Annotated in this window: 23 protein-coding genes; 6 read left to right on the forward strand and 17 right to left on the reverse strand. The window is 62.1% G+C overall.

The window, feature by feature from the left end; translation table 11 throughout:
• Positions 1-42: 42 nt before the first annotated feature.
• Positions 43-1,692 (reverse strand): electron transfer flavoprotein-ubiquinone oxidoreductase, encoded by a 1,650-nt coding sequence (locus tag TRM7557_RS03395; protein WP_058288789.1) that lies wholly within the window; start codon positions 1,690-1,692, stop codon positions 43-45.
• 192 nt (positions 1,693-1,884) lie between these two features.
• Positions 1,885-2,376: a redox-sensitive transcriptional activator SoxR gene (soxR, locus tag TRM7557_RS03400; protein WP_058288790.1), complete on the reverse strand. Its 492-nt coding sequence runs from the start codon at positions 2,374-2,376 to the stop codon at positions 1,885-1,887.
• An 84-nt stretch (positions 2,377-2,460) separates the two neighbouring features.
• Here soxR and TRM7557_RS03405 point away from each other — a divergent pair, with 84 nt between their 5' ends.
• The 3 genes from TRM7557_RS03405 (at position 2,461) to TRM7557_RS03415 (ending at position 4,732) form a co-directional block, all read left to right on the forward strand.
• Positions 2,461-2,841, forward strand: a complete 381-nt coding sequence (locus TRM7557_RS03405) for a VOC family protein (RefSeq protein ID WP_058288791.1) — start codon at positions 2,461-2,463, stop codon at positions 2,839-2,841.
• 290 nt (positions 2,842-3,131) lie between these two features.
• A complete protein-coding gene (gene greA, locus TRM7557_RS03410; RefSeq protein WP_058288792.1) occupies positions 3,132-3,602 on the forward strand; it encodes a transcription elongation factor GreA in 471 nt (156 codons plus the stop codon).
• A 98-nt stretch (positions 3,603-3,700) separates the two neighbouring features.
• Positions 3,701-4,732, forward strand: a complete 1,032-nt coding sequence (locus tag TRM7557_RS03415) for a hypothetical protein (RefSeq protein WP_058288793.1) — start codon at positions 3,701-3,703, stop codon at positions 4,730-4,732.
• On the opposite strand, the gene TRM7557_RS03420 is transcribed toward TRM7557_RS03415, so the two are convergent.
• From TRM7557_RS03420 to TRM7557_RS03460, 9 genes are all read right to left on the reverse strand, one after another.
• Positions 4,729-5,988 (reverse strand): molybdopterin-binding protein, encoded by a 1,260-nt coding sequence (locus TRM7557_RS03420; protein WP_058288794.1) that lies wholly within the window; start codon positions 5,986-5,988, stop codon positions 4,729-4,731. The two genes, TRM7557_RS03415 and TRM7557_RS03420, sit on opposite strands and share 4 nt — an antisense overlap.
• Complete coding sequence (gene mobB / locus TRM7557_RS03425; RefSeq protein WP_058288795.1) at positions 5,985-6,500, reverse strand: molybdopterin-guanine dinucleotide biosynthesis protein B; 516 nt, start codon at positions 6,498-6,500, stop codon at positions 5,985-5,987. Before mobB ends, TRM7557_RS03420 begins: the two co-directional genes overlap by 4 nt.
• Positions 6,497-7,141 (reverse strand): molybdenum cofactor guanylyltransferase MobA, encoded by a 645-nt coding sequence (mobA, locus tag TRM7557_RS03430; protein ID WP_058288796.1) that lies wholly within the window; start codon positions 7,139-7,141, stop codon positions 6,497-6,499. The genes mobB and mobA overlap by 4 nt, the downstream gene beginning before the upstream one ends.
• A 2-nt stretch (positions 7,142-7,143) precedes the next feature.
• Entirely contained in the window at positions 7,144-8,043 is a 900-nt protein-coding gene (locus TRM7557_RS03435) for a formate dehydrogenase accessory sulfurtransferase FdhD (protein ID WP_058288797.1), read from the reverse strand.
• Between the two features lie 111 nt (positions 8,044-8,154).
• Positions 8,155-8,784, reverse strand: a complete 630-nt coding sequence (locus tag TRM7557_RS03440) for a hypothetical protein (protein ID WP_058288798.1) — start codon at positions 8,782-8,784, stop codon at positions 8,155-8,157.
• A gap of 61 nt (positions 8,785-8,845) precedes the next feature.
• Positions 8,846-8,980: an aa3-type cytochrome c oxidase subunit IV gene (locus TRM7557_RS03445; protein ID WP_058288799.1), complete on the reverse strand. Its 135-nt coding sequence runs from the start codon at positions 8,978-8,980 to the stop codon at positions 8,846-8,848.
• A gap of 132 nt (positions 8,981-9,112) precedes the next feature.
• On the reverse strand, positions 9,113-9,571 hold the full coding sequence (locus tag TRM7557_RS03450) for a DUF6173 family protein (RefSeq protein WP_058288800.1): 459 nt from the start codon (positions 9,569-9,571) through the stop codon (positions 9,113-9,115).
• Positions 9,572-9,581: 10 nt separating this feature from the next.
• Positions 9,582-10,628 carry an MBL fold metallo-hydrolase gene (locus TRM7557_RS03455; RefSeq protein WP_058288801.1) on the reverse strand — a complete coding sequence of 349 codons (1,047 nt, stop codon included), beginning with the start codon at positions 10,626-10,628 and terminating at the stop codon, positions 9,582-9,584.
• 3 nt (positions 10,629-10,631) lie between these two features.
• A complete protein-coding gene (locus TRM7557_RS03460; RefSeq protein ID WP_058288802.1) occupies positions 10,632-12,335 on the reverse strand; it encodes an acyl-CoA dehydrogenase in 1,704 nt (567 codons plus the stop codon).
• Positions 12,336-12,514: 179 nt separating this feature from the next.
• Between TRM7557_RS03460 and TRM7557_RS03465 the strand changes: the two genes are divergently transcribed.
• Positions 12,515-13,471 (forward strand): L-threonylcarbamoyladenylate synthase, encoded by a 957-nt coding sequence (locus TRM7557_RS03465; protein WP_058288803.1) that lies wholly within the window; start codon positions 12,515-12,517, stop codon positions 13,469-13,471.
• A 7-nt stretch (positions 13,472-13,478) separates the two neighbouring features.
• Here the strand turns inward: TRM7557_RS03465 and TRM7557_RS03470 are convergent, their stop codons facing one another.
• Positions 13,479-14,033 carry a YqgE/AlgH family protein gene (locus TRM7557_RS03470; protein ID WP_058288935.1) on the reverse strand — a complete coding sequence of 185 codons (555 nt, stop codon included), beginning with the start codon at positions 14,031-14,033 and terminating at the stop codon, positions 13,479-13,481.
• 220 nt (positions 14,034-14,253) lie between these two features.
• Between TRM7557_RS03470 and TRM7557_RS03475 the strand changes: the two genes are divergently transcribed.
• A complete protein-coding gene (locus tag TRM7557_RS03475) occupies positions 14,254-15,081 on the forward strand; it encodes a protein-disulfide reductase DsbD domain-containing protein (protein WP_058288804.1) in 828 nt (275 codons plus the stop codon).
• A gap of 19 nt (positions 15,082-15,100) precedes the next feature.
• Complete coding sequence (locus TRM7557_RS03480) at positions 15,101-15,562, forward strand: NUDIX hydrolase (RefSeq protein ID WP_058288805.1); 462 nt, start codon at positions 15,101-15,103, stop codon at positions 15,560-15,562.
• Here the strand turns inward: TRM7557_RS03480 and TRM7557_RS03485 are convergent.
• The 5 genes from TRM7557_RS03485 to TRM7557_RS03505 all read right to left on the reverse strand — a co-directional run bounded on the left by TRM7557_RS03485 (position 15,490) and on the right by TRM7557_RS03505 (position 22,216).
• The gene (locus tag TRM7557_RS03485) at positions 15,490-18,894 is read right to left on the reverse strand and encodes an efflux RND transporter permease subunit (RefSeq protein ID WP_058288806.1); all 3,405 of its coding nucleotides are present in this window, start codon (positions 18,892-18,894) and stop codon (positions 15,490-15,492) included. The two genes, TRM7557_RS03480 and TRM7557_RS03485, sit on opposite strands and share 73 nt — an antisense overlap.
• Position 18,895: 1 nt before the next feature.
• Entirely contained in the window at positions 18,896-20,347 is a 1,452-nt protein-coding gene (locus TRM7557_RS03490) for an efflux RND transporter periplasmic adaptor subunit (RefSeq protein ID WP_058288807.1), read from the reverse strand.
• Between the two features lie 89 nt (positions 20,348-20,436).
• Positions 20,437-20,979: a molybdenum cofactor biosynthesis protein B gene (gene moaB, locus TRM7557_RS03495; protein ID WP_058288808.1), complete on the reverse strand. Its 543-nt coding sequence runs from the start codon at positions 20,977-20,979 to the stop codon at positions 20,437-20,439.
• 8 nt (positions 20,980-20,987) lie between these two features.
• Entirely contained in the window at positions 20,988-21,611 is a 624-nt protein-coding gene (locus tag TRM7557_RS03500) for a LysE family translocator (protein WP_058288809.1), read from the reverse strand.
• On the reverse strand, positions 21,608-22,216 hold the full coding sequence (locus TRM7557_RS03505) for a metallophosphoesterase family protein (RefSeq protein ID WP_058288810.1): 609 nt from the start codon (positions 22,214-22,216) through the stop codon (positions 21,608-21,610). The genes TRM7557_RS03500 and TRM7557_RS03505 overlap by 4 nt, the downstream gene beginning before the upstream one ends.
• Between the last annotated feature and the right edge of the window lie 10 nt (positions 22,217-22,226).

The raw sequence follows: 22,226 nt of genomic DNA on the forward strand, positions 1-22,226 counted from the left end.
CCGGACGCCCCATATTCTGTTGAACAAGCTGCGATCTGCCGATCACATGTTCGGATAGTTCGGGCCGTCGCCGCCCTGCGGGGTTGTCCAGGTGATGTTCTGGGACGGGTCCTTGATGTCGCAGGTCTTGCAGTGAACACAGTTCTGGAAGTTCACCACGAAACGCGGGCCGTCTTCGTCTTCGACCACCTCATAGACGCCAGCCGGGCAGTAGCGCTGCGCCGGTTCTGCGAATTTGGGCAGGTTGACCTTGATCGGGGTCTCCGGGTCAGCCAGACGCAGGTGGCAGGGCTGGCTTTCTTCGTGGTTGGTCGCCGCGAAGGAGACGTTGGTCAGACGGTCAAAGGACAGAACGCCATCGGGTTTCGGGTAATCGATCGGCTTGTGCTTATCCGCCGGTTCGGTGGATTCGGCGTCGTTTTTGCCGTGACCCAGGGTACCGAAGAAGGAGAAGCCAAACAGGTTGTTGGTCCACATGTCCAGACCACCCAGCGCCAGCGACGCGGTGAGGCCCCATTTGGACCACATCGGTTTGACGTTGCGCACCATCTTCAGGTCTTTGCCGATCGCGCCCTCACGGACCGAGGTTTCGTATTCGGTCAGCTCATCCGCCGCGCGGCCTGCTTTGATCGCGTCAAAGGCGGCTTCGGCTGCGGCCTTACCGGACAGCATGGCGTTGTGGTTGCCCTTGATGCGCGGCACGTTGACCATACCCGCAGAACATCCCAAGAGCGCACCGCCCGGGAAGGTCAGCTTCGGCATGGACTGGTAGCCACCCTCGGTGATCGCACGGGCACCGTAAGCCACGCGCTTGCCGCCTTTCAGCAGCTCGGCCACCATCGGGTGGTGCTTGAAGCGCTGGAATTCCATGTAGGGATACAGATGCGGGTTCTTGTAGTTCAGGTGAACCACGAAGCCGACGTACACTTGGTTGTTTTCCAGGTGGTAGATGAAGGAACCACCGCCCGCGTTGGAGTTCAGCGGCCAACCCATGGTGTGGGTGACGGTGCCTTCCTTGTGCTTGGCCGGGTCGATTTCCCAGATCTCTTTCATGCCAACGCCGTATTTCTGCACTTCCTTACCGGCTTGCAGGTCATATTTGGCGATGACTTCCTTCGACAATGAGCCGCGAACGCCTTCGGACAGGAAGACATATTTGCCGTGCAGTTCCATGCCCGGCTCGGTGTTGGGGCCATAAGAGCCGTCTTCTTCGAGACCAAAGACACCGGCAACCACGCCTTTGACTTCGCCATTGTCACCGTAGACCAGCTCGGAGCAGGACATGCCCGGGAAAATCTCGACGCCCAGCTCTTCGGCTTGCTCGGCCATCCAGCGGCAGACGTTGCCCATGGAGACGATGTAGTTGCCGTGGTTGTTCATCAGAGGCGGCATCGGCGCGTTCGGGATACGAACCTGGCCAGCTTCACCCAGGAAGTAGAAGTTGTCTTCGTTCACTTCGGTGTTCAGCGGCGCGCCTTTTTCTTTCCAGTCGGGGATCAGCGCATCGAGGCCACAGGGGTCAAGAACCGCACCGGACAGGATGTGGGCGCCCACTTCAGAGCCCTTCTCCAGCACGACCACGTCAAGGTCGGCGTCCAGTTGCTTCAGTCGGATCGCAGCGGACAGGCCAGCGGGACCTGCACCGACGATCACAACATCGTATTCCATTGCTTCGCGTTCAATCTCGGCCATTCGAGGGCTCCCTTGGCTAGCTTTACCACGTGCGCATGTGGTTTGTGGCTACAAAGCGCAACATTCTTGCGCGGCTGCTTAGCGGTTGCAGCATAATAAGGTCAATCCATACCCTACGTTCAATGTGGCAAAGACGATCAAAAGCGACATATTGTACTGCGGATTTCCACGGTAGCGTCGATCACAGCAGTTTCAGTCCGAATCTGCACGCAATTCCCCCGGATCAATGCCCAAATCGGCGGCATCATCCCCCATGACATAGCGCGGGCCCTGCCCCAATGCTGCGGCTGCATCCTGTGGGTTGTAAAGTTTACAGCTATCGAGCGACAAACACCCGCACCCGATACAGCCATCCAGCCGATCCCGCAGGGTTTCCAGCTGGGCGATTCGCGCATCCAGATGCCCGCGAAACGCGGTCGACAGCTTTTGCCAGTCCGCTTTGGTCGGCGTGCGCTTGCCCGGCAGCGTCGCCAGCTGGTCGCGGATTTCCGGCAGGGTGAACCCGAACTTCTGCGCAATCAGGATAAAGGACAGCCGCCGGATATCAGCGCGTTCAAACCGCCGTTGCCCCCCCGCATTGCGCCAGGGCGTCAGCAGACCTTGGGTTTCGTAATAACGGATCGCAGACACGGCAAGGCCGGTGCGTTCGGCCAGATAGCCGATGGACAGTCCGGGCTGGGGCATGATGGGCCCTTTCAAAAAATAGCTTGAGCTCAAGTTAGGTTTAGAAATTACACCCGACTCAGGCAAGAGAAAGGAGCCTGAGAGATGACTGCAGTACTGGAACATGCGAATTTGACCGTGGCTGAACCAACCGACACCGCGGCGTGGATGGAGAAGGTTTTTGGCTGGCGCATCCGCTGGCAGGGTCCGGCGCTGAATGGCGGCTACACCGTGCATGTGGGCAGCAAGGACAGCTATCTTGCGCTGTACAGCCCCGCCAATGATCTGGCCGAACCACATCCGCGCTATGCCAACAAAGGCGCGCTCAATCATCTGGCGGTGGTCGTGGAGGACATTGAGCGCACAGAGGCCGCGGTGCGCGAACAGGGGTTCACGCCCATGAACCATGCCGACTATGAACCCGGTCTGCGGTTCTATTTTCTGGACGATCAGGGCGTCGAATACGAGGTTGTGCAATATGATTGACGCCTTTCTTCCTGAAATGCTGCGGTGCAGCCGGAGCGTCCCAAACCGGGCAAATCCTTGGCTGTGGAGAATATTTCAGCGTTAATCGCCTCATGGATGGGTGAAACTCCGCGCAGCGCAAGCCTCGCCCTCTTGCAATTCGGCCCATGATTGGGTCAGGTATTTACCAACACGTTCAGACGCCCCGCCGCGCCACCTGCGGCGGGGCGGTGACGTTCTGACAGAGACGATCAATACACGATCCCAGCGCCCCACCCGGCGCGGGCAAAAAAACGAAAGCGGACACAGCTATGGATAAGATCCCCATGACGCCTCAGGGCTTTGGCGCCCTGGAAGCGGAACTGAAAAACCTCAAAAGCGTTGAGCGCCCGGCCATTATCCAAGCGATCGCCGAGGCCCGCGAACTGGGGGATCTGTCGGAAAACGCCGAATACCACTCTGCCCGCGAAAAGCAGTCCTTCATCGAAGGCCGCATCAAGGAGCTCGAGGGCATTATCGGTCTGGCCGATGTGATCGACCCGTCGAAACTGTCCGGCACCATCAAATTCGGCGCCAAGGTCACTGTGGTCGACGAAGACACCGATGAAGAAAAGACCTGGCAGATCGTTGGCGAACACGAGGCCAACATCGAAGCCGGTCTCTTGAATATCAAATCCCCCATCGCGCGCGCCTTGATTGGTAAGGACGAAGGCGACAGTGTGGAAGTGCGTACCCCCGGCGGTCAACGGTCCTATGAGATCCTGAAGATCGTCTACGCCTAAGTGCCCGGCCCCGACTGCGGGGCTGCACATCCTTTGGCCGCGTTCTCCGCAAAGGCGATGGCCACAGGTTCAAGACGAGCCAAACAAAGAGGCGCCCGATGAGCAGCGACCCGAGCCAACAGGAACATGCAGCCCACTCCGGGACCGCGGGTCCGCGGCTTGGGGAACTGACCGGGCAAGAGGCCCGCTCGCTCGGGCTGCCGGAAACGGTGGCCCTTTTGCTGGGCGTGGCCTGGGCGCTGGTGGTGGTGACCGTCTATGTGATTGCGCCGGAAACCGCGGCCTCGCCGGAATGGAACGCGCCATTGGTGCGCATTCTGGCCGTGATGATGCCGGTGATCATGCTGGTGGTGGCGGCGATTTCCCTGCGCTCTGCGCGGCTGATGCGCGAAGAAAGCGAACGGCTGCACGCCGCAATCTCCAGCCTGCGGCACATGTATCTGTCGCATTCGCAATCCTCCGCTTCGGTGGCAGAGACCTCGGTCACCAAAAAGCTCGAGGAAATCATGGAAAGCACGCGCAAGACCGAAGTGGCGCTTGCGACCTTCCAGACCAGCCGCCGCACGCCGGATCGCCCGGCCATTCCGGTCAAAGCCATGGAAACGGTGAGCGAACAGGGCTCTCTTGCGCTTGGCACCCCCTCCGAGGACATGGCGCCGCCGCTGGCAAACGGGCATTTCATCCGCGCGCTGAATTTCCCCGAAAGCGCCGACGACGAAGAAGGCTTTGTCGCCCTGCGTCTGGCGTTGCAGGACCGCAGTGGCGCGCAGGTGATCCGCGCCGCGCAGGACATTCTGACCCTGCTCAGCCAAGATGGCATCTATATGGATGACCTACGCCCAGATCGCGCCCGTCCCGACATCTGGCGGCAGTTTGCCCAAGGCACCCGCGGTCGCGCGGTGGCGGCCCTTGGGGGCGTCCGCGACCGCAGCTCCCTTGCGCTCAGCTCTGCGCGAATGAAGCAGGATCCGATCTTCCGCGATGCCGCGCATCACTTCCTGCGCCGGTTCGACCAGATGTTCAGCAGGTTCGAAGACAGTGCCACGGACGAGGAAATCTCGGCCCTGAGCGACACACGCACGGCGCGCGCCTTCATGCTGCTGGGACGTGTGGCAGGCACTTTCGACTAGGAACCAATAAAGCTGCTGTAGGGGATGAACCGCACCGGATCCCCCTCCTTCAGTTCGAGCGCCCCATCGGGCAGTTCGACCAGCCCCTCGGCCCAGCTGAGGCCCGAAATCCGGCCCGAGCCTTCGGATTTGAACACCTCGACCTTGCCCGCCCGCACCCGCGCACGCAGGAATTCACGGCGGCCAGGTTTCTTTTTCTTGGCAAATCCAGCAGGCAGGACAAAGCCTTCGGGCTGCTGCCAACCCTCCCCCGCCAAGAGCCCCAGCGCCGGACGCGCAAAGACAAGCGTACACACCAGCGCCGCAACCGGGTTGCCAGGCAGGCCAAAGACCGGCGTGCCAGACCACATCCCCAGAGCCAGCGGACGGCCCGGTTTCAAGGCAATGCGCCATTGCTGCAGAGCACCGCTTTCCCGCAACAGGGCAGAGACATGGTCCTCATCCCCGGCCGAGGCTCCGCCGCTGGTCAGTATGGCATCAGCCTGATCTGCCGCACGGTCCAGAACCGCCCGCAGTGCTGCGCGGTCATCGCCGATACGGCCCATATCGACCGCCACATAGCCGCATTGACGCAAAAGCCCCAGCAACATGACCCGATTGGCGTCATAGATCTGCCCCGGTGCGGCGGGGGCTCCCGGTTCCAACAGCTCATCCCCGGACGAGATCACCGCCACCCGCAGGCGTTTGCGCACGGGCACCTGCGCCAACCCGGTCGCTGCCATCAGCGCCAGATCCGCCGCCGTCAGCACCCGCCCGGCAGAAAGGATCCTGTCCCCGGCGGCGACATCCTCGCCTGCTGTACGGGTGTTGGACCCGGCTTTCACCGGCCCGTTGAACGCCACCTGCGCGCCATCGGTGGTGACGTCTTCTTCCAGAACAACCGTATCCACGCCATTGGGCAGGGCGGCGCCGGTCAGAACCCGGATCGCCATGCCCGCAGGCACGGTCCCGTCATAAGCGCCACCCGCGGCGGCGCGACCGTCGACCAAGGCCAGGCTATGCGGTCCGTCGGCCCGTCCACCGGCAAACCCATAGCCATCCACCGCCGTGTTCGGCTGCGGCGGGTTGGACCGTTTGGCGCAGATATCTTCGGCCAGAATGCGGCCCAATGCGTCACCGAGCGGGACCACGTCTTCGGCTGCAACAGGCGTCAGACGCGCCTGAAGATGGGCCAAGGCCTCATCCACCGGTGTCCAGCTGACACCGGGTGGCAGCGCAAAGCAGTCATTGCTGAGGGGCGGCGGCTTCAGGCTCATTTCTGGGCCTCCGACAGGGGTCGCAGCGACAGCTCTGCCGCGATGAAATCCGCAATCGCCTGCGTGTCATCCAAATGGAACACCGGCCGGTCGAGATCCAGCGTCACGTCGCTCGCCACGGCACGGACCGAAGCATCCTGCGGCGCGATCAGCGGCTGGCCCGCCTCGGCGCGGTGGGCCTCGATCTTGGGGTGTGGGGCCCGTTTGAAGCCTTCGATAAGGATCAGATCCACGGGGCGCATCCGCGCCAGAAGCTCCTCGAGCGCCGGTTCCGGCGCGCCGCGCAGTTCCTGCATGATTGCCACCCGATTGGGCGAGGCCAGCACCACCTCTTGTGCGCCGGCGGTCCGGTGGCGGTAGCTGTCAGTTCCCGGCTGATCCACATCCGTCGCGTGATGGGCGTGTTTCAGGGTCGAAACCGAAAGCCCGCGCGCGGTGAATTCAGCCACCAGACGTTCCATCAGACCGGTCTTGCCGTTGTTTTTCCAGCCAGTGACACCATAGATCTTCATGAGAGATAGTCCTTGGCCCATGTCTTGGCCTGCGCCAGATCCTCGGGCGTGTTTACATTGAAAAAGGGATCAAACGGGTCGGCCGGGAACAGAACTTCGCGACCGTCATGTTTGTCGGTCCACAGAACCACCTTGCGCAGCCCATTGTGCAGCTCAGCGCGCAAATCATCGCGCAGGCTGACCGGCCAGAGGCCAAAGGTGGGGTGGCGGTTGACGCGCTTGCCACCGCCAGATTTCAATTCGTTCCCGGTGCGCGGCGTGGTTGCCATGACAAGGGGATATGCTTGCCCCGAGGCCGCTGCCAGCAGGCGGTCCACCAGATCGGTCGGGAAAAACGGCGTGTCGGCGGCTGCGGTGACAATCGCCTCCGCCCCTTGTTCTGCCGCCCAGTCGAGGCCTGCAAGAACGCCGGCCAAGGGCCCGGCAAAGCCTTCAATGCTATCGGGCACCACGGGCAGGCCAAGGTCGTCAAAGCGGTCTGCGTCGCCATTGGCGTTGAGCGCCAGCCCCGCAACCTGCGGTGCCAGACGGTCCCGCACGCGGGTCAGCAGGCTTTGGCCGTCAATTTCGAGCCGCCCTTTGTCGCCGCCGCCCATGCGCGTGGCGAGGCCGCCTGCGAGGATTACACCAAGAGGTTTCATGATCACCCCGCGCTTTTCCGGCGGTGTTTCTTTTCTTCCACCGGGGCCTCCTCGGCGGACATGTCGCGGGTCAGGCGGTCTTCGCCTGCGAGGCAGACATAGCGCTGCCCGCGCATCCGGCCGATCAGGGTGAGGCCGACTTCGCGCGCGATCTCCACGCCCCAGGCGGTAAAGCCCGAGCGTGACACCAGAACCGGGATGCCCATCATCGCGGTTTTGATCACCATCTCGGACGTCAGCCGCCCGGTGGTATAGAGGATCTTGTCCGTGCCCTCTTCGCCCGTCGACAGCATCCAGCCCGCGATCTTGTCGACGGCGTTGTGGCGGCCCACGTCCTCCATATAGACCAGCGGCTGATCCTTACGGCACAGCACCGTGCCATGGATCGCGCCGGCCTCAAGATACAGCGACGGGGTGCGGTTGATCTGATGCGCCAGCGTATAAAGCCAGCTGCTGCGGACCTCGGTCTGTGGCAGGGTGACGCCTTCCAGCCCCTCCATCATATCGCCAAAAACGGTGCCAACCGCGCAGCCCGAGGTGCGGGTTTTCTTTTGCAGTTTTTCTTCGTGGCTGGTTTCGCGCGCGGTGCGCACAACAACAGTTTCCAGTTCCTCGTCGTAGTCGACGCGGGTGACCTCATCATCGGGCAGCAACATGCCCTGATTTTTCAAAAACCCCAGCGCCAGATATTCCGGGTAGTCACCAATGGTCATGGCGGTGACGATCTCTTGGCGGTTCAGATAGATCGTCAGGGGGCGTTCCTCGACCACGGCGATCTCGGTCGTCTCACCGTTCTGATCCACACCCGACACTGGCCGTGTCAGGCGCGGCGCCTGTGGATCAGGCGCAATCAAGTAGCTTGTGTTTTTGGGTTCCGTCGCCACGGCGCCCCTCCCAGGCATCAGGTCCGTTTGCCAAAGCCTAGCCGCGCGCTCTGCCGCGCACCACCACAAAAACGGCCCTTTTCAACGGCGTGGGCGACAACGCCCCCGCACGTCCGACCGCAGCCTCTGCTACTGCGCGTTCAGCTGCGCATTATTGGCGGCAATGCCCACTTGCAGATCTTCGCTGTCGTTTTCGTAATAGCGCTGGGTGATCACACCGGGCAGCGTGCCGAACTGCTCCTGCAACCGAACCGGAAAGAAGGTGCGGTCAATCGATTCAAAACCGGGGATCTGCGCCATAATGCCCGACGTTGCGTTGGCACAATAAGCGCCGGGCACCCGACCGTTCGATGTCACCAGCTGAAACGCGCGTTCGGCCTGTGCGGGGGTCAATGCGACCTCTTGCGTGACAACGTGGAAGGTTTCGCGCGCATGCGAGCCGCGGTAAGCTTTGAACACCGCTGGCGTAATGCCATACAGGACGTCGTTGTATTCCGGCACAACATCGGCCTTGAAAGACCCTGCCGGGTCAAAGATCACCCGCTGGCTGGCATTGACCATCAGCGATGTGTGCCCCCCCTTGCCGGTGCGATTGTTGACCATGGTGATCAACATCATCGAGGGCGCGCCGGGGTCACGATAGGCGGCTTGCGCCAAAGTGGCCGCATCTGCGTTTGGCTTTTGCGGTGAACTGGCACAGCCTGCCAACACCAGAAGAAGCCCGCATAAAAACAGGCGCACCACATTACCGAATTGCATGAGAGCAACCTTCTTTGCTGTGCCCTGCGGTGGCCAAGGCCACCGGGTCACAAAACAGAAGTCAGACCGCGAAAATGGCCAGGAAGAGCGTGAAGAGAATCAGAACCACGCAGCTGCGCGCCACAAAGGAGATGAAACCCGCGTAGGTCTTTTCCTGCACGGTGATGTCCATGGTGCCGTGTTTATGTTCCGCCATTGGTCCGTCGTCCTCCAAATCTCGGGGTGATCTGATCTTGTGCTTAGCGGATTTGGCGGGATCTGTCACCGGGCGATGACCGCCATACTGTCCAGATCCCTAATGCAAATTGCCGCAGGGCAAATGTACCTTTTACGCCTCTTGCGTGAGGTCAGAGGCCAGTTCAAACCCGATCCGGCGCGCTGGTTCTGCTTCGCGCGGTTTTGGCAGCGCGCGCAGCATAACGTTCAGCTGGCTGACGTGCTGCACCAGCTGGGTGCGCGCTCCAGACCCGTCGCTGCCGTAAAAGGTGACGATATCGGGGTCAAAATAGCCCATGCCTTCGATACGCAGAACACCGGCATCCCCGCCAACAAAGCCCATCGCGACCTCTTCCGAGGTGTCGAGCTGCTCTTCAAAGTTCTTGATATAGAGGATCAGCCGCTCGTAGGCCCATTGCGCCGGGCTTTTGGCGGCTTTAGCCGCTTCTTCGGACAGGGCGGCAGCCGGGTTGGTGGCGGCTTTGGCCTTGGCGTCCGTGTGGACCTCGTGGCATTTGCGCAGGGCTGCGGCTTCGGCCAGCTCGGCGGATGTTTCGACGGTGTCTTGCATGTCTGCTCCCTTAGTCGCGGCGCGTATAGACCCATGCGTCATTTGCGCCGCGTTCACGGGTCACTTTGCCGTCAAGCCAGAGGTGATTGCAATGGGCGACCGCTTCGACCAAGGCGAGCCCATATTCACCCGCGCCGATTTCGCGCTTGTAGAGCGGTGCAAAACAATCCGCCGCCGTGCGGGGTTCGGACATGAAGTCCATCAGGCGCTCTAATGCGCCGTGGTGGTTGTCGATCAGTTGACGCATCCGCAAAGGCAGTCGTGAAAACGGCAGTTTATGCCCGCCCAGACACAGATGTTCGGGCCGCGCGAGGGTCGCCAGACGCTCGCAGGCCTCCAGCCATTCGCCCACCGGATCAGCCTCGGGTTCCGTGGCATAGACGCCCAGATTGGGGCTGATCGAGGACAGCACCTGATCGCCGGTGATCACCAGATTGTCATCGCGCGACCACAGCGTCACATGTTCCGGCGCGTGGCCATTGCCCATGTGCACATCCCAATCGCGCCCGCCCATGCGGAAGACATCGCCCTGTTTGATCCGGGTAAAGCCCAGCGGCATGGGGTAGACGGTATCGGCAAAATTAAAGGGGCGATCGGTCTTGCGGGCCTCGTAAAACGCGGGGTCCATACCGGCACTGCGGTAATAGGCCAGAGTTTCTTCGGGCCAGTGTTCCTGCACATCCAGCGTCAGCATGCGGGCAAACAGCCAGGCGGTGCGCGAGGTGACCAGCTCTGCGCCATGTTCGGACTGGAACCAGCCTGCATTGCCGACGTGATCGGGATGGTGGTGCGTGACCAGAACGCGGCTGATCGGTTTGCCCCCCAAAGGGCTCGCCATCAGTCGTTCCAGAATGCGGCGGGATTTGTTCGAGGACATGCCTGTGTCGACCAGCGTCCAGCTGTCGCCTTCATCAAAGGCGTAGATGTTGACGTGATCGAGCTTCATCGGAAGCGGCAGGCGCATCCAAAGCACGCCTGCCGCAATCTCTATGGCTTCGCCCTCAGTGGGCGGTTCGGTCCATGGGGTTTTCGGGGAAACGTCAGGGACCGATGTCATGTGTCAGCTCGCCAGTTCTTCAAATGTCAGCGCATAGGCGCCTTCGGCCCCGGCCTGCGCATGCGCCAGATAAGAGGCATGCTGCGGCAGGAGGCGGTTGATATAGAAGCGGGCCAGTTTTTCGCGCGCTCCGCCCTGATCGGCCATAGCAGCCGCGAGGTGGTAGTGGCCACCCAGAACACGGGCAAAGGCCATCAGATAGGGCACCGCACCAGCAAAACGGTCGTTCAGGTCACCCTGTGCCACCAGCCATTCGGTGGTTTCACGCAGGGATTCGCAGGCCTGCCAGACGCTTTCGGCCATGCGCGGGTGGGTTGCGCGGGCGCGTTCGGCCTGTTCCTCGATCTCGTCAATGATACGGTTGGCCATATCGCCGCCGTCCATCATTTTGCGGGCCACAAGGTCCATGGCCTGAATGCCGTTGGTGCCCTCGTAGATCGCGGTGATACGCACATCGCGCGAGAACTGCGCCGCGCCGGTTTCTTCAATAAAGCCCATGCCGCCGTGGATCTGCACGCCGGTTTCCGACACGCGCATGCCGACCTCGGTGCCAAAGGATTTGGCGATCGGCGTCAGGAAGGCCGCGCGGGCGTTCCAGTCTTCATCCCCGGTGGCGGTGGTCATGTCGATGGCACCGGCACAGGCCAGCGTGATCGCGCGGGAGGCAAACAGATCGGCTTTCATCTCCATCAGCATACGACGCACGTCGGCGTGGTCAGCGATGCAGTTGTTTTCCGTCCGGCCCTGCTTGCGCTCCAGCGCGTAAGACAGCGCGTGCTGATAGGCCGCTTCGGCAATACCAACACCCTGACCACCAACGCCCAGACGCGCATTGTTCATCATGGTGAACATCGCGGCCATGCCACCGTGCTCTTTGCCAACAAGCCAGCCTTTGGCGCCATCAAACTGCATCACGCAGGTGGGCGATCCGTGGATGCCCATTTTGTGTTCAAGGCTGACAACATTCGCGCTGTTGCGCTGGCCGGGGTTGCCGTTCTCGTCCGGCAGGAACTTGGGCACGAGGAACAGGGAAATGCCTTTGGTGCCGGGGACCCCATCGGGCAGACGCGCCAGAACCAGATGCAGCGTGTTGTCGGCAAAATCCAGATCACCCCAGGTGATAAAGATTTTCTGACCGGTCACAGAATAAGTGCCGTCATCATTGCGCTCTGCTTTCGACGAAAGCGCACCCACGTCCGAACCCGCATGCGGTTCGGTCAGGTTCATGGTCCCGGTCCACTCGCCCGAGTTCAGTTTGGGCAGGTAGAGTTCCTTGATCGCGTCGGAGGCGTGATGCTCCAGCGCTTCGATCTGCCCCTGGGTCAGCAGCGGCAGCAGTTGCAGGCTGACGCAGGAGGACGACAGCATCTCCATCACAGAGGTGGTCAGCGACATTGGCAGGCCCATGCCGCCGTATTCGGGATCGGCACTCATGCCGACCCAGCCGCCTTCGGCGATGGCGTCAAAGCCCTCTTTGAAGCCGGGGGATGTGCGCACCACGCCGTTTTCAAGATAGGCCGGATTCAGGTCGCCTGCGCGGTTCAGGGGCGCGATGACCTCTTCACACATTCTGCCGGCTTCCGACAGGATCGCGGTGGCGACATCGCCGGGCGCTTCTGCGAATTTTTCGGTGGCTGCGATCTGCTCGTAGCCCAGGATATCCTTCAGGATGAATTCATGTTCGGTTACAGGCGCGCGAAAGCTCATGGGATCCCCTATTCAGTGCCGATTGCGCCTCTGCGGCCTGTTGAGGACCGGGCGCCTTGGCTTCAAGCGGTCTTACCGCTATGTACTTTGCTTTGCTCGATTAGGTAAACAGGTGGGGCAGCAGTGCAATCAAAACGCGGCGTCACCACGACAGGTGACGAAGGGGCCAGCAGGATCTTATGAAAGCAACGTCAGAACAGACCCTTAGATTGGCGCCTGATGCCGCAGGCATTTCCCAGGCCGCGGATTTTCTGCGCGACGGCCGTCTGGTCGCCTTTGCCACCGAAACCGTCTATGGCCTTGGGGCGGATGCAAAAAATGGCGCGGCGGTGGCGTCGATCTATGCAACCAAAGGGCGGCCAAGTTTTAATCCTTTGATTGCCCATGTGGCCGATGTGGCAATGGCGCAAGAGCTGGTGGAATGGAATCACTGGGCGGATGTGCTGTCCGCAGCCTTCTGGCCGGGTCCGCTGACGCTTGTGCTGCCGCTGCGCGCAGGTCACGGCGTGTCGCCGCTGGTCACGGCAGGGCTTTCGACGCTGGCGGTGCGTGTGCCTGCGCAAGACGCCGCACGCCGGCTGCTGACAGCGGTCGGCGGGCCAGTGGCTGCGCCGTCGGCAAACCCGTCAGGCAAGATCAGCCCAACCACCGCCGCGCATGTGGCTGCCGGTCTGGAAGGCAAGATCGCAGCGATTCTGGATGATGGCGCCTGCGGTGTTGGCGTTGAATCCACCATTGTTGGCCTTGCAGGCGACGCGCCGATGCTGCTGCGCCCCGGTGGTCTGGCGGCCGAGGATATCGAAGCCGCCTTGGGCCAGCCCCTGGTCCTACGCGATGCCGCAGATCCGCTGACAGCGCCCGGCCAACTGCTGTCGCATTACGCGCCCAATGCCCGTGTGCGGTTGAACGCCACCTCGGTTGCGTCCGGCGAACTGCTGTTGGGGTTTGGGCCGATGGACTGCGATCTGAACCTGTCTGACACCGGTGACCTGGCAGAGGCCGCAGCCAATCTGTTTGGCCATCTGCACGCGCTGGACGCGCGCGCCTTGCCCATTGCCGTGGCTGCGGTTCCTGAAACGGGCCTTGGTGTGGCGATCAATGACCGCCTGCGCCGCGCGGCTGCGCCGAGAGATTGAACCAGACCTAGGCGTGTCCCGCCTCGGCCGAGAGCGAAATCGCATCCACCCCCAAGGTTTCCAACGCCTTTTGCCATTTCTCATCCGGCGGGACTTCAAACAGCAGCTCAAAGCTTGCGTCCGTGGTGAGCCAGCCGTTTTGGGCGATCTCACCCTCGAGCTGCCCCGGCCCCCAGCCGGAATAGCCAAGCATGACCAGATATTTGTCCGGCCCTTTGCTTTCGGCAATGTCTTCCAGCACATCCAGCGTCGCGGTCATGGACAGGTCTTCGCTCACCTCGAGGGAATTGACCTTCGAGGTGTAATCCGAGGAATGCAGAACAAAGCCCCGCTGCAGTTCAACCGGCCCACCAAAATAGACCGGCTGCGCCTTTGCTGCGGCCGATGCGGGAATTTCCAGCTGCTTTAGCAGTTCTTTCAGCCCAACCTCGGGGGTCAGGCGGTTGACAACCAGCCCCATCGCCCCTTCGGCATTATGCGAGCAGAGATACACGAGGGAATGATCAAAGACCCCGTCGGCGATCCCCGGCATGGCGATCAGCATTTTCCCTGTGAGATCCATCTCCAGATCGGTCATGGGCTGCCCTTTTCTTGTCTTCTCTCCCCTACCTTGCCCCTCGCTTGGTCTGGGCGCAAGCGTGCCGTGCAGATGCAGCACGATTGCCGCCGTCAAATCGGGCGCATCTTGCGCGGGTTTAAGCGCTCTCGCTGGAACGTGACTTGGCTTTTCGCGCGGCTTGGCTCACAACTGATCTGCCCAATTCAACATGGATTGAACAACCATGCCTTTTGCTTTCGACCCTCGACGTGCCCTGTCTGCCCTCTGCGCCGCCCTTGTGGTTGGCTGTGCTGTCCCTGCGACTGCCGGAGACCGGTTTGCCAATGTGGCCGAGATGGAGGTTCTGGATGGCGGCTGGACGCCGCGTGGCACCTATCAGGCCGCCCTCAGGGTGCGTCTGGCCGAAGGTTGGAAGACCTATTGGCGCAGCCCCGGTGATGCGGGCATCCCGCCACGTGTGTCGTGGAAAGGGTCGCGCAATGTGGGTCAGGTGACCTTTGCCTGGCCGACGCCCGATGTGTTTGAAACAGCGGGACTGCGCACCATTGGCTATCATGATGAAATGATCCTGCCGGTCGAAATCACCCCCGAACGCCCCGGCGCGCCCCTGCGCCTGCGGGGCGAGATGCAGCTGGGCATCTGCAAGGACGTCTGTATCCCCTCAGAGCTGGCGTTTGATCACCGCCCGGACCCGGACGCGACGCGCAACCCGGTGATTGCCGCCGCGCTTGCCGCCCGCCCCTATTCCGCCGCCGAAGCGGGCGTGACCGCTGCGACCTGCCGCCTGAAACCCGGCGCATATGGCCTCGAAGTCGAAGCGCGCGTCACCATGCCCAGCGCCGGTGGCCAAGAGGTCGCCGTGATTGAAAGCGGTCGTGCTGATGTGGTTGCAGGCGACACAAAGACAGAGCGCACAGGCGGCACACTCATTGCCCGCACAGAGCTGTTTGCGCTGGAAGACGGACCGCTTGCGGTCGATCGCTCCACCCTGCGGATCACCGTTCTGGGGCAAAACCATGCCGTGGATATCCGCGGCTGCACCGCAGGATAAGCACGAGGGGACAACAGATATGACAGCCCGTCCGGTTCTTGGCGCCATTGCGGTCCTCTGTGAGGACATCAATGACGCCCCGCATGTGCTGCTGGTGCAGCGTGGCAAAGCGCCCAATGCAGGTTTTTGGGGATTTCCCGGCGGCCATGTGGAACTGGGTGAAACCGCAAGTGACGCAGCACTGCGTGAATTGCACGAGGAAACGGGCCTGACCGCAAAGGCCGCCGGTCACCTGCGCAATATTGATGTCATTCAACGAAACAGCAATGGCGCGGTGGAGCGACATTATTTGCTGGTCGCCACCCTCTGCACCCATCCCAGCGGCACTCTGCAGGCCGCAGATGATGCGGCCGATGCCGCCTGGATCCCGGTTGATGCGCTGGACACAAGCGACCTGAAGCTTCTGGATCAGGTGGCCGAAGTTGCCCGCGAGGCCTTGGCCCGTGTGCGCCGCACCGCGCCTGCCGCGCCTGCGAAGTAACTCAGCACCGCAATCACCAGCATGCCCGCAAGACAGGCCAGAAGCGACCCACGCACAGGGTCAAATGCGCCAAGGCCGACCCCGCGCAAAATGGGGTTCAGGCTGCCGGTTGCCATAGCATAGCCCAGGGTCGCCCCCAGCCAGCCAAGATGCGCCATTGCCGAGACCGCCAAAAGCCCGCGCAGCCGCACGGCCCGGCGGGCGCGGCGGATCGCGGCCAGCGGGCGTGCCACATCCGCCTGAATGGCCACCAGCGCAGGCACCACCAGCAGCACCAGAAACATGCCAAACCCAAGCCCATAGACCAGCGTGATCACCGTTGGTTTCAAAAACTGCGCCTGCTGCGATCCCTCATAGAGCAAAGGCGCAAGCCCAAGCACGGTTGTCAGCGTGGTCAGCATCACAGGCCGCAGGCGATCCGCAGCGCCATCAATAATCGAGGGCACCAGCCCCCGTTCGCGGGCGTAATCATCGATCGTGCCAACCAGAACAATCGAGTCGTTGATAATGATCCCTGTCATTCCCAAGAGCCCGACAACCGTAAACATGCTGGTCGGCACATCCCAAAGGGAGTGGCCCCAGATTGTCCCAACCAGTCCGAAGGGAATAATCGCCATAACCACGAGCGGCCGGGTCCAGCTGGCAAAGATCCAGCACAGCACAAGGTAGATCCCGGCCAGACATAGGATCAGACCATTGCGCGCATCCTGCAGGAACGTGTCCTCTTGTTCGGACAGGCCCGCCATGCGGTAATCCACCTGCTGCTCTTCGGCAATGCGGGGCAGGATCTCTTCGGCAATAGCGCGCGTGATCTCGGCCGCGCGCTGCGGGTCATCATCGGCAATATCGCCGGTCACATTGACCACCCGCAGACCGTTTTGCCGCCGCACGCTGGAAAACCCGGCCCGTTGCGTGACCGAGACAATATCCGCAAGCGGCACATAATCGCCGTTTGATGTGCGCATCAGCGTGCGTTCAAGGAAATCCGCGGTCAGCTCGCCCTTGGGCAGTTCAACCCGGATCTCGGCCGAGCGCGGCCCGTCTGGATAGGTCGCTGCCTCAATCCCATTGAGCCGCGCGCGCAGGGCCCGGCCAAGGCTTTCAATGGTAAAATTCAGCGCCTGCCCCTGCGGGGTCAGATCCAGCACCAGCTCTTCTTTGTCATAGGCAAGGTCATCTTCAACGGCAGAGACTTCGCCAAAGGGCAGAAGCGCTTTTTTCAGTTCCTCGGCTGCGGTTTTCAGGGTCACCACGTCAGCGCCAAAGAACTCCACATCCAGCGCATCGCCGCCGGGACCCGACCGCCAGCTGCGGAAAGACAGCACCTCGGTCAGGGGCATGCGGGTGACGCGGTCCTGCAGCTCTCCGACAAAGGCGAAAGAACTATAGGGGCGCAGGTCTGCGTCAATAAGTTCAATCGCGATCCCACCCAACAGGTCGCGGTCCTTGGTGTCGACGCCGGACAGGCCACGCCCCGAATTGCCGCCGACCTCGGCAATTACATAGGCAATGGGGTTGCGGCCATAGCGATCCTCGTATTCAGCGCCAAGCTCTTCAACCGAGGCTTGGAAGGCCTGCATCTGTTCCAGCGTATCTTCGCGCGTGGCCCCTTCGACCATGGCGAAGTTGCCCGTCACCGATCCCCTTTCGGGGGCATTGAAGAACCGCCAGGTGACCTCTCCGCTGATGAACAGCGCCATTTGGCTAGCGAGCAGCACAAAAGCCCCCGCAACCACTGCATAGCGGGCGCGCACCACCCAGACCATCAGCGGGCGGAACAAGCTGTCGCGACACCAGCGGAACCCCCGGTTCACCACGCGGTTTGGGGCATCATACCAATGGCGCGCCTGCGCATGGACCAGCGCGTGGGCCATATGATTGGGTAGAATAAGAAAGCATTCGGCCAGCGATGCGATCAGCACCGCAATCACCGTAAAGGGGATGTCGGCGATCAGCTCGCCAAAACGCCCGCTGATCGCAGTCAGGCCAAAGAAGGCAATTACCGTGGTCAGCGTGGCGGCAAAAACCGGCGTTGCCATCCGCCGCGCGGCGTTCTCGGCCGCGACCACAGGGGATTCGCCCAGACGGCGGGCGCGGAAATCGGCATGTTCCCCGACCACAATGGCGTCATCAACCACAATGCCCAATGTAATGATCAGCCCAAAGAGCGAGATCATATTCAGCGTCAGGCCACCGAGATACATCAGCGCAATGGCGGCAAACATGGCAGCCGGGATACCGGCGGCCACCCAGAACGCGATCCGCGCATTGAGGAACAGGAACAACAGGATCAGAACCAGCCCCAGCCCGACCAGCCCATTGTCGATCAACAGGTCCAGACGCGCCGTGATTGATTCCGCGCGCGCCCGGATCAGGTCGATTTTGACCCCATCCGGCAGGCTCAGTCGCATGTCGTCTACGACGTCATTGACCTGGCCCTGAATGCGGATTGCGTCGCCCTGGTTGGACCGGTCCACACGCACCGACATGGCGGGATTGTCGCCGACAAAGTAGCTGCGATTGCGGTCCACGCCTTCGACGCGGATGGTGGCCACATCACCAATGGTCAGCGCCGCGCCACCCGCTTCAGTGCGCAGGACAATGGCGGCAATCTCCTCGGCGCGGCGTTTCTGGGTGCCGGTGCGCACACGGGCATTGGCGCTGTCGACTTCACCGGCCGGATTGACCTCGACCTCGGCGGCAATCACGCTGGCAATCACGGCCATGGTGATGTTGTGGGCGATCAAACTGGCCGAGGGCACCTCGACCAGGGTTTGCGGGGCGGCCACACCGCGAATGGTAGAGCGCGTCACCCCTTCGGCAAACAGGCGGCGGACCAGTTCATCGGCCAGAAGCCCCAGCTGCGCCGACCCAATCGGGCCGGTGATCACCACATCTGTAACCCGATCCCGCCACGCAGCCCGGATGACCTTGGGCTCTTCGGCGTCTTCAGGAAGCGTTGTGACCCCATCCACCGCCGCCTGCACATCGTCAGCGGCGCGGGCCATGTCCCAGCCGGGTTCAAAGTCGATCGACAGATTGGCCCATCCCTCGCGCGAGGTGCTTTCTGTCTCGGACACGCCATCCACTGCCAGCAGGGCAGGTTCCAGAACCTGCACAATAGCGCTGTCCACATCTTCCGGCCCGGCCCCGTCCCAGCTGACATTGACGCGCACCGTCTCCACGATCACATCGGGAAAGAACTGCGCCCGCATATTGGGAAAGGCCGCAAGGCCAAAGACCAAGAGCATCACCAGCAGCAAATTCGCAGCCGTGCGATGGCGGGTAAAATAGCTCAGGATGCCGCCGGGACCGGAGGGAAGCTGGCGCATGTCAGCCTCCCGCGCGCTGTTCGAGACGGTCTACAAGCGCGGCCGGAACTTTGGCCTTGGCCAGTTGATCCAGCACGCGGGCCTTGGCGGCCTCTGGCATGCGACCACTGTCGCGCACAAAGGCCTGCAGTTTCTCGCGGCGTTCCGCGCTGAGTTCGATCATTGCAGGCGTCAGCTCTGCTTGATCCGGATTGAGGGGGCGCACTTTGATACCTTCCCCCAGAAGGGGCGTGCGTTTGGCCACAACCTGACGGCCCTCCAGACCTTCGGCGCGGACCAGCACATCATCGCCCTGTCGGCGCAAAAGCGTGACCGGCAGAACCTCGAGCCGCCCTTCCGGGCCGAGGATCAAGACACGATTGCTGGCATCCAAAGCAGAGGCAGGCAGACGCGCCACCTGCTGCAACGCAGGTTCGGACACGGCCACCGTCACGAAGTCTTCGGGTTTGAACCCTTTTGCGCTGTCCAGCCGGGCAAACAGCAGGCGCCCCGTCTGACCATTGCCTGCCGCACCACTGGCGCGCGACACACGGCCCGGAACGCTCAGGTCGGCGCCAGAGGCATCCAGCGTGATCGACACCGGCGAGTCACGCAGCGTGCCGTTTTCATCCAGCAGCCGCGCGTATTGCACCGTAGAGACCCGAAACGCGACCTCAAGCCGGTCGGGGTCCACTAGTTCAGCCAGGATTTCATTGCTCGACACCAGCCGCCCTTCGACCAGAGAGACCTCTTGCAGCGTCCCCGTAAAAGGCGCCGTGACTGTGGCATCGACCAGATCCCGCTGCGCTTCGTCCAAGGCAATTTGAGAGCGCACAACCTGGGATTGGGCCTGATCCGCGCGGGCTTCGGCCTGAGACACCGCCTGACGGCGGGTGATCACGGATTGGCGCGCCTGCACCGCAGCGAGCTCGGCAGCTTCGACCAGGGCTTCGGTGCCGACACCGCGGTCGCGCAGGCTGATTTGACGGTCAAACGCCCGCTGCCGCAGATCCGCCTGCGCTTTTGTGGTTTCCAGTTCGTCCTGCGCCAGCGTCAAAGCCCGATCCGCGTCCCGCAGCGTGGCCTGAGCCTCCATCATCGATGCCTCGGCCCGCGCCAGAGCCGACTGCGCGTCGGCCTTGTCGATTTCCGCCAGAATATCACCGGCCTGAACCCGGCCACCTTCCTGAAAATTCTCGGACAGCCAGACAATGCGCCCCGGCACGGCAGCGCGCAGTTCCAGCGTGCGGCGGCTTTCCACGCGTCCGAAGGCTTCGAGTTCTGGCACCACGGTCGCCAATTCCGCCGTCACCACATTCACCGCAAAAACCCGTTCCCGCGCCGGGCGGTCGCGTGGTTCTTCGGCCATGCGGACTTGGACAGCGGATACCACCAGCTGGGCGGCAAACAGCATCAGCGCCAAAGCGGCCCCCAGAAGGAACAGACCCGTAATACTGTGTCGAAGAAAGCGCATGCGCAGGATCCTTGCGGTAGCTCGGCAACAAAAGGACCTTCCCTTTAGAAGGTTCCTTTCAAGTATACGCACTTATACGGCTATTGGGATCACTTCCGTCGCAAATGTTCGTCCAGACGGGGCATGATCTCGACAAAGTTACAGGGGCGATGACGGAAATCCAGCTGTTTAGAGAGGATTTCATCCCACGCGTCCTTACAAGCGCCGGGGCTTCCGGGCAGGGCAAACAGATAGGTGCCCCCTGCAACGCCACCGGTGGCGCGGCTTTGAATGGCCGAGGTGCCGATCTTCTGCATCGAGACAATGGTAAACACCGTGCCAAAGGCGTCGATCTCTTTCTCGTAGACGTCGCGGTGCGCTTCAACCGTCACGTCCCGCCCGGTCAGGCCCGTGCCCCCGGTCGAGATCACCACGTCGATTTCAGGGTCGGCAACCCAGGCGCGCAGCTGATCTGCAATCTCGCCGCGTTCATCGCGCAGGATCTTGCGGTCAGCCAGCAGATGCCCAGCCCCCGTCAGGCGGTCAACGAGCGTCTGGCCCGAGCGGTCTTCGTCGAGGCTGCGGCTGTCCGACACCGTCAGAACGGCAATGCGCGTGGGGATGAATTCAAGGGTTTCGTCAATGCGGGACATGGGGATCCTCAGGTCCTTTCCAGAAGCGCCAGTCTCAGGGCGAGACTGGCGAAAATTGTGCCGGTGACCCGGCCAAGCCAGCGTGACACCGCAGGCGAAGCAAACAAAAGCCGCCGCGCGCGGCCTGCAAACTGCCCCACCAAAAGCCCGTTCACGGCAACACCACCAGCACCGATAATGGCGCCAAACATCAGAAACTGCAGCAATACCGGCCCGGCACCGGGATCCACAAACTGCGGCACAAAAGCCAGCACAAACAGGATCACCTTGGGGTTGGTCAGATTGACCAAAAACCCACTGCGGAACGCGCGCCCAGGGGCCTCTTCTGCACCCTCCTGCACATCGGCCCCGTGGCGAAACGCGCCCCAGGCCAACCACAAGAGGTACGCGACCCCGGCCCAGCGGATCACATCGAACATCTGCGGGGCCGCCGCGATGGCCGCGGCAACGCCAAGACCTGCCAGCGTCACATGCACCATGCCGCCAAACGCCACGCCAAGGCTGGCCGCCAGCGCCGCCCGGCTGCCTGCGCGCAGGCCCTGCCCCAGACAGAACATCATATCCGCCCCCGGCGTCAGGTTCAGCGCAAGTGCTGCGGGTACAAACGCCAAAAGAGTTGTTGCCGCGATCATACTGTGACCTCAAACCAGTTCGGGCGTGGGCCAAGATTAGCACATGGGGTGGCCCCGACCTCACCGCGAAAACCCCAGCTTTCATGCACATGCCCAAAGACCGCCAGCTGCGGCTGCAACCGCGTGATGGCCGCCTGAATGGCGGTAGAGCCAACAGACAGGCCGCTGCCGGTTGTATCCCCTGCCCCTTTGGGCGGGGAATGGGTCACCAGAATATCCGCCGCTTCGCACGTCCGAAGCGCGGCCGCGGCGGTGGCTTCGCTCAGGTCAAAGGACCAGTCGCCAAAAGGTGTCTCGGGCACGGCGCCGCCGAAGCCAAAAAACCGCAGCCCCTCGACCACAGCGCCATCGCCATGCAGTACCGTCATATTCGGCAGGGCCGCTGCGCGCAGTTCGGCATCATCTTCGGCGTTTCCCGGCACGACAACCATGGGCACAGAAATGCCGGACAGCATCTCCATCGCCTCATCCAGCCCCTGCCGCGCATTGCAGAAATCGCCGGCCCCGATCACCAGATCAGCCTCTGAACTGGCTGTCACAAGCGCCGCTGCACGGTTCGCGGCAAGATGGAGATCGGAGAAGGCTAGGATCCTGAGTGTCGGCATAAGGGCCTCT

Source organism: Tritonibacter multivorans (genome assembly GCF_001458415.1).
GTDB lineage: Bacteria > Pseudomonadota > Alphaproteobacteria > Rhodobacterales > Rhodobacteraceae > Epibacterium > Epibacterium multivorans.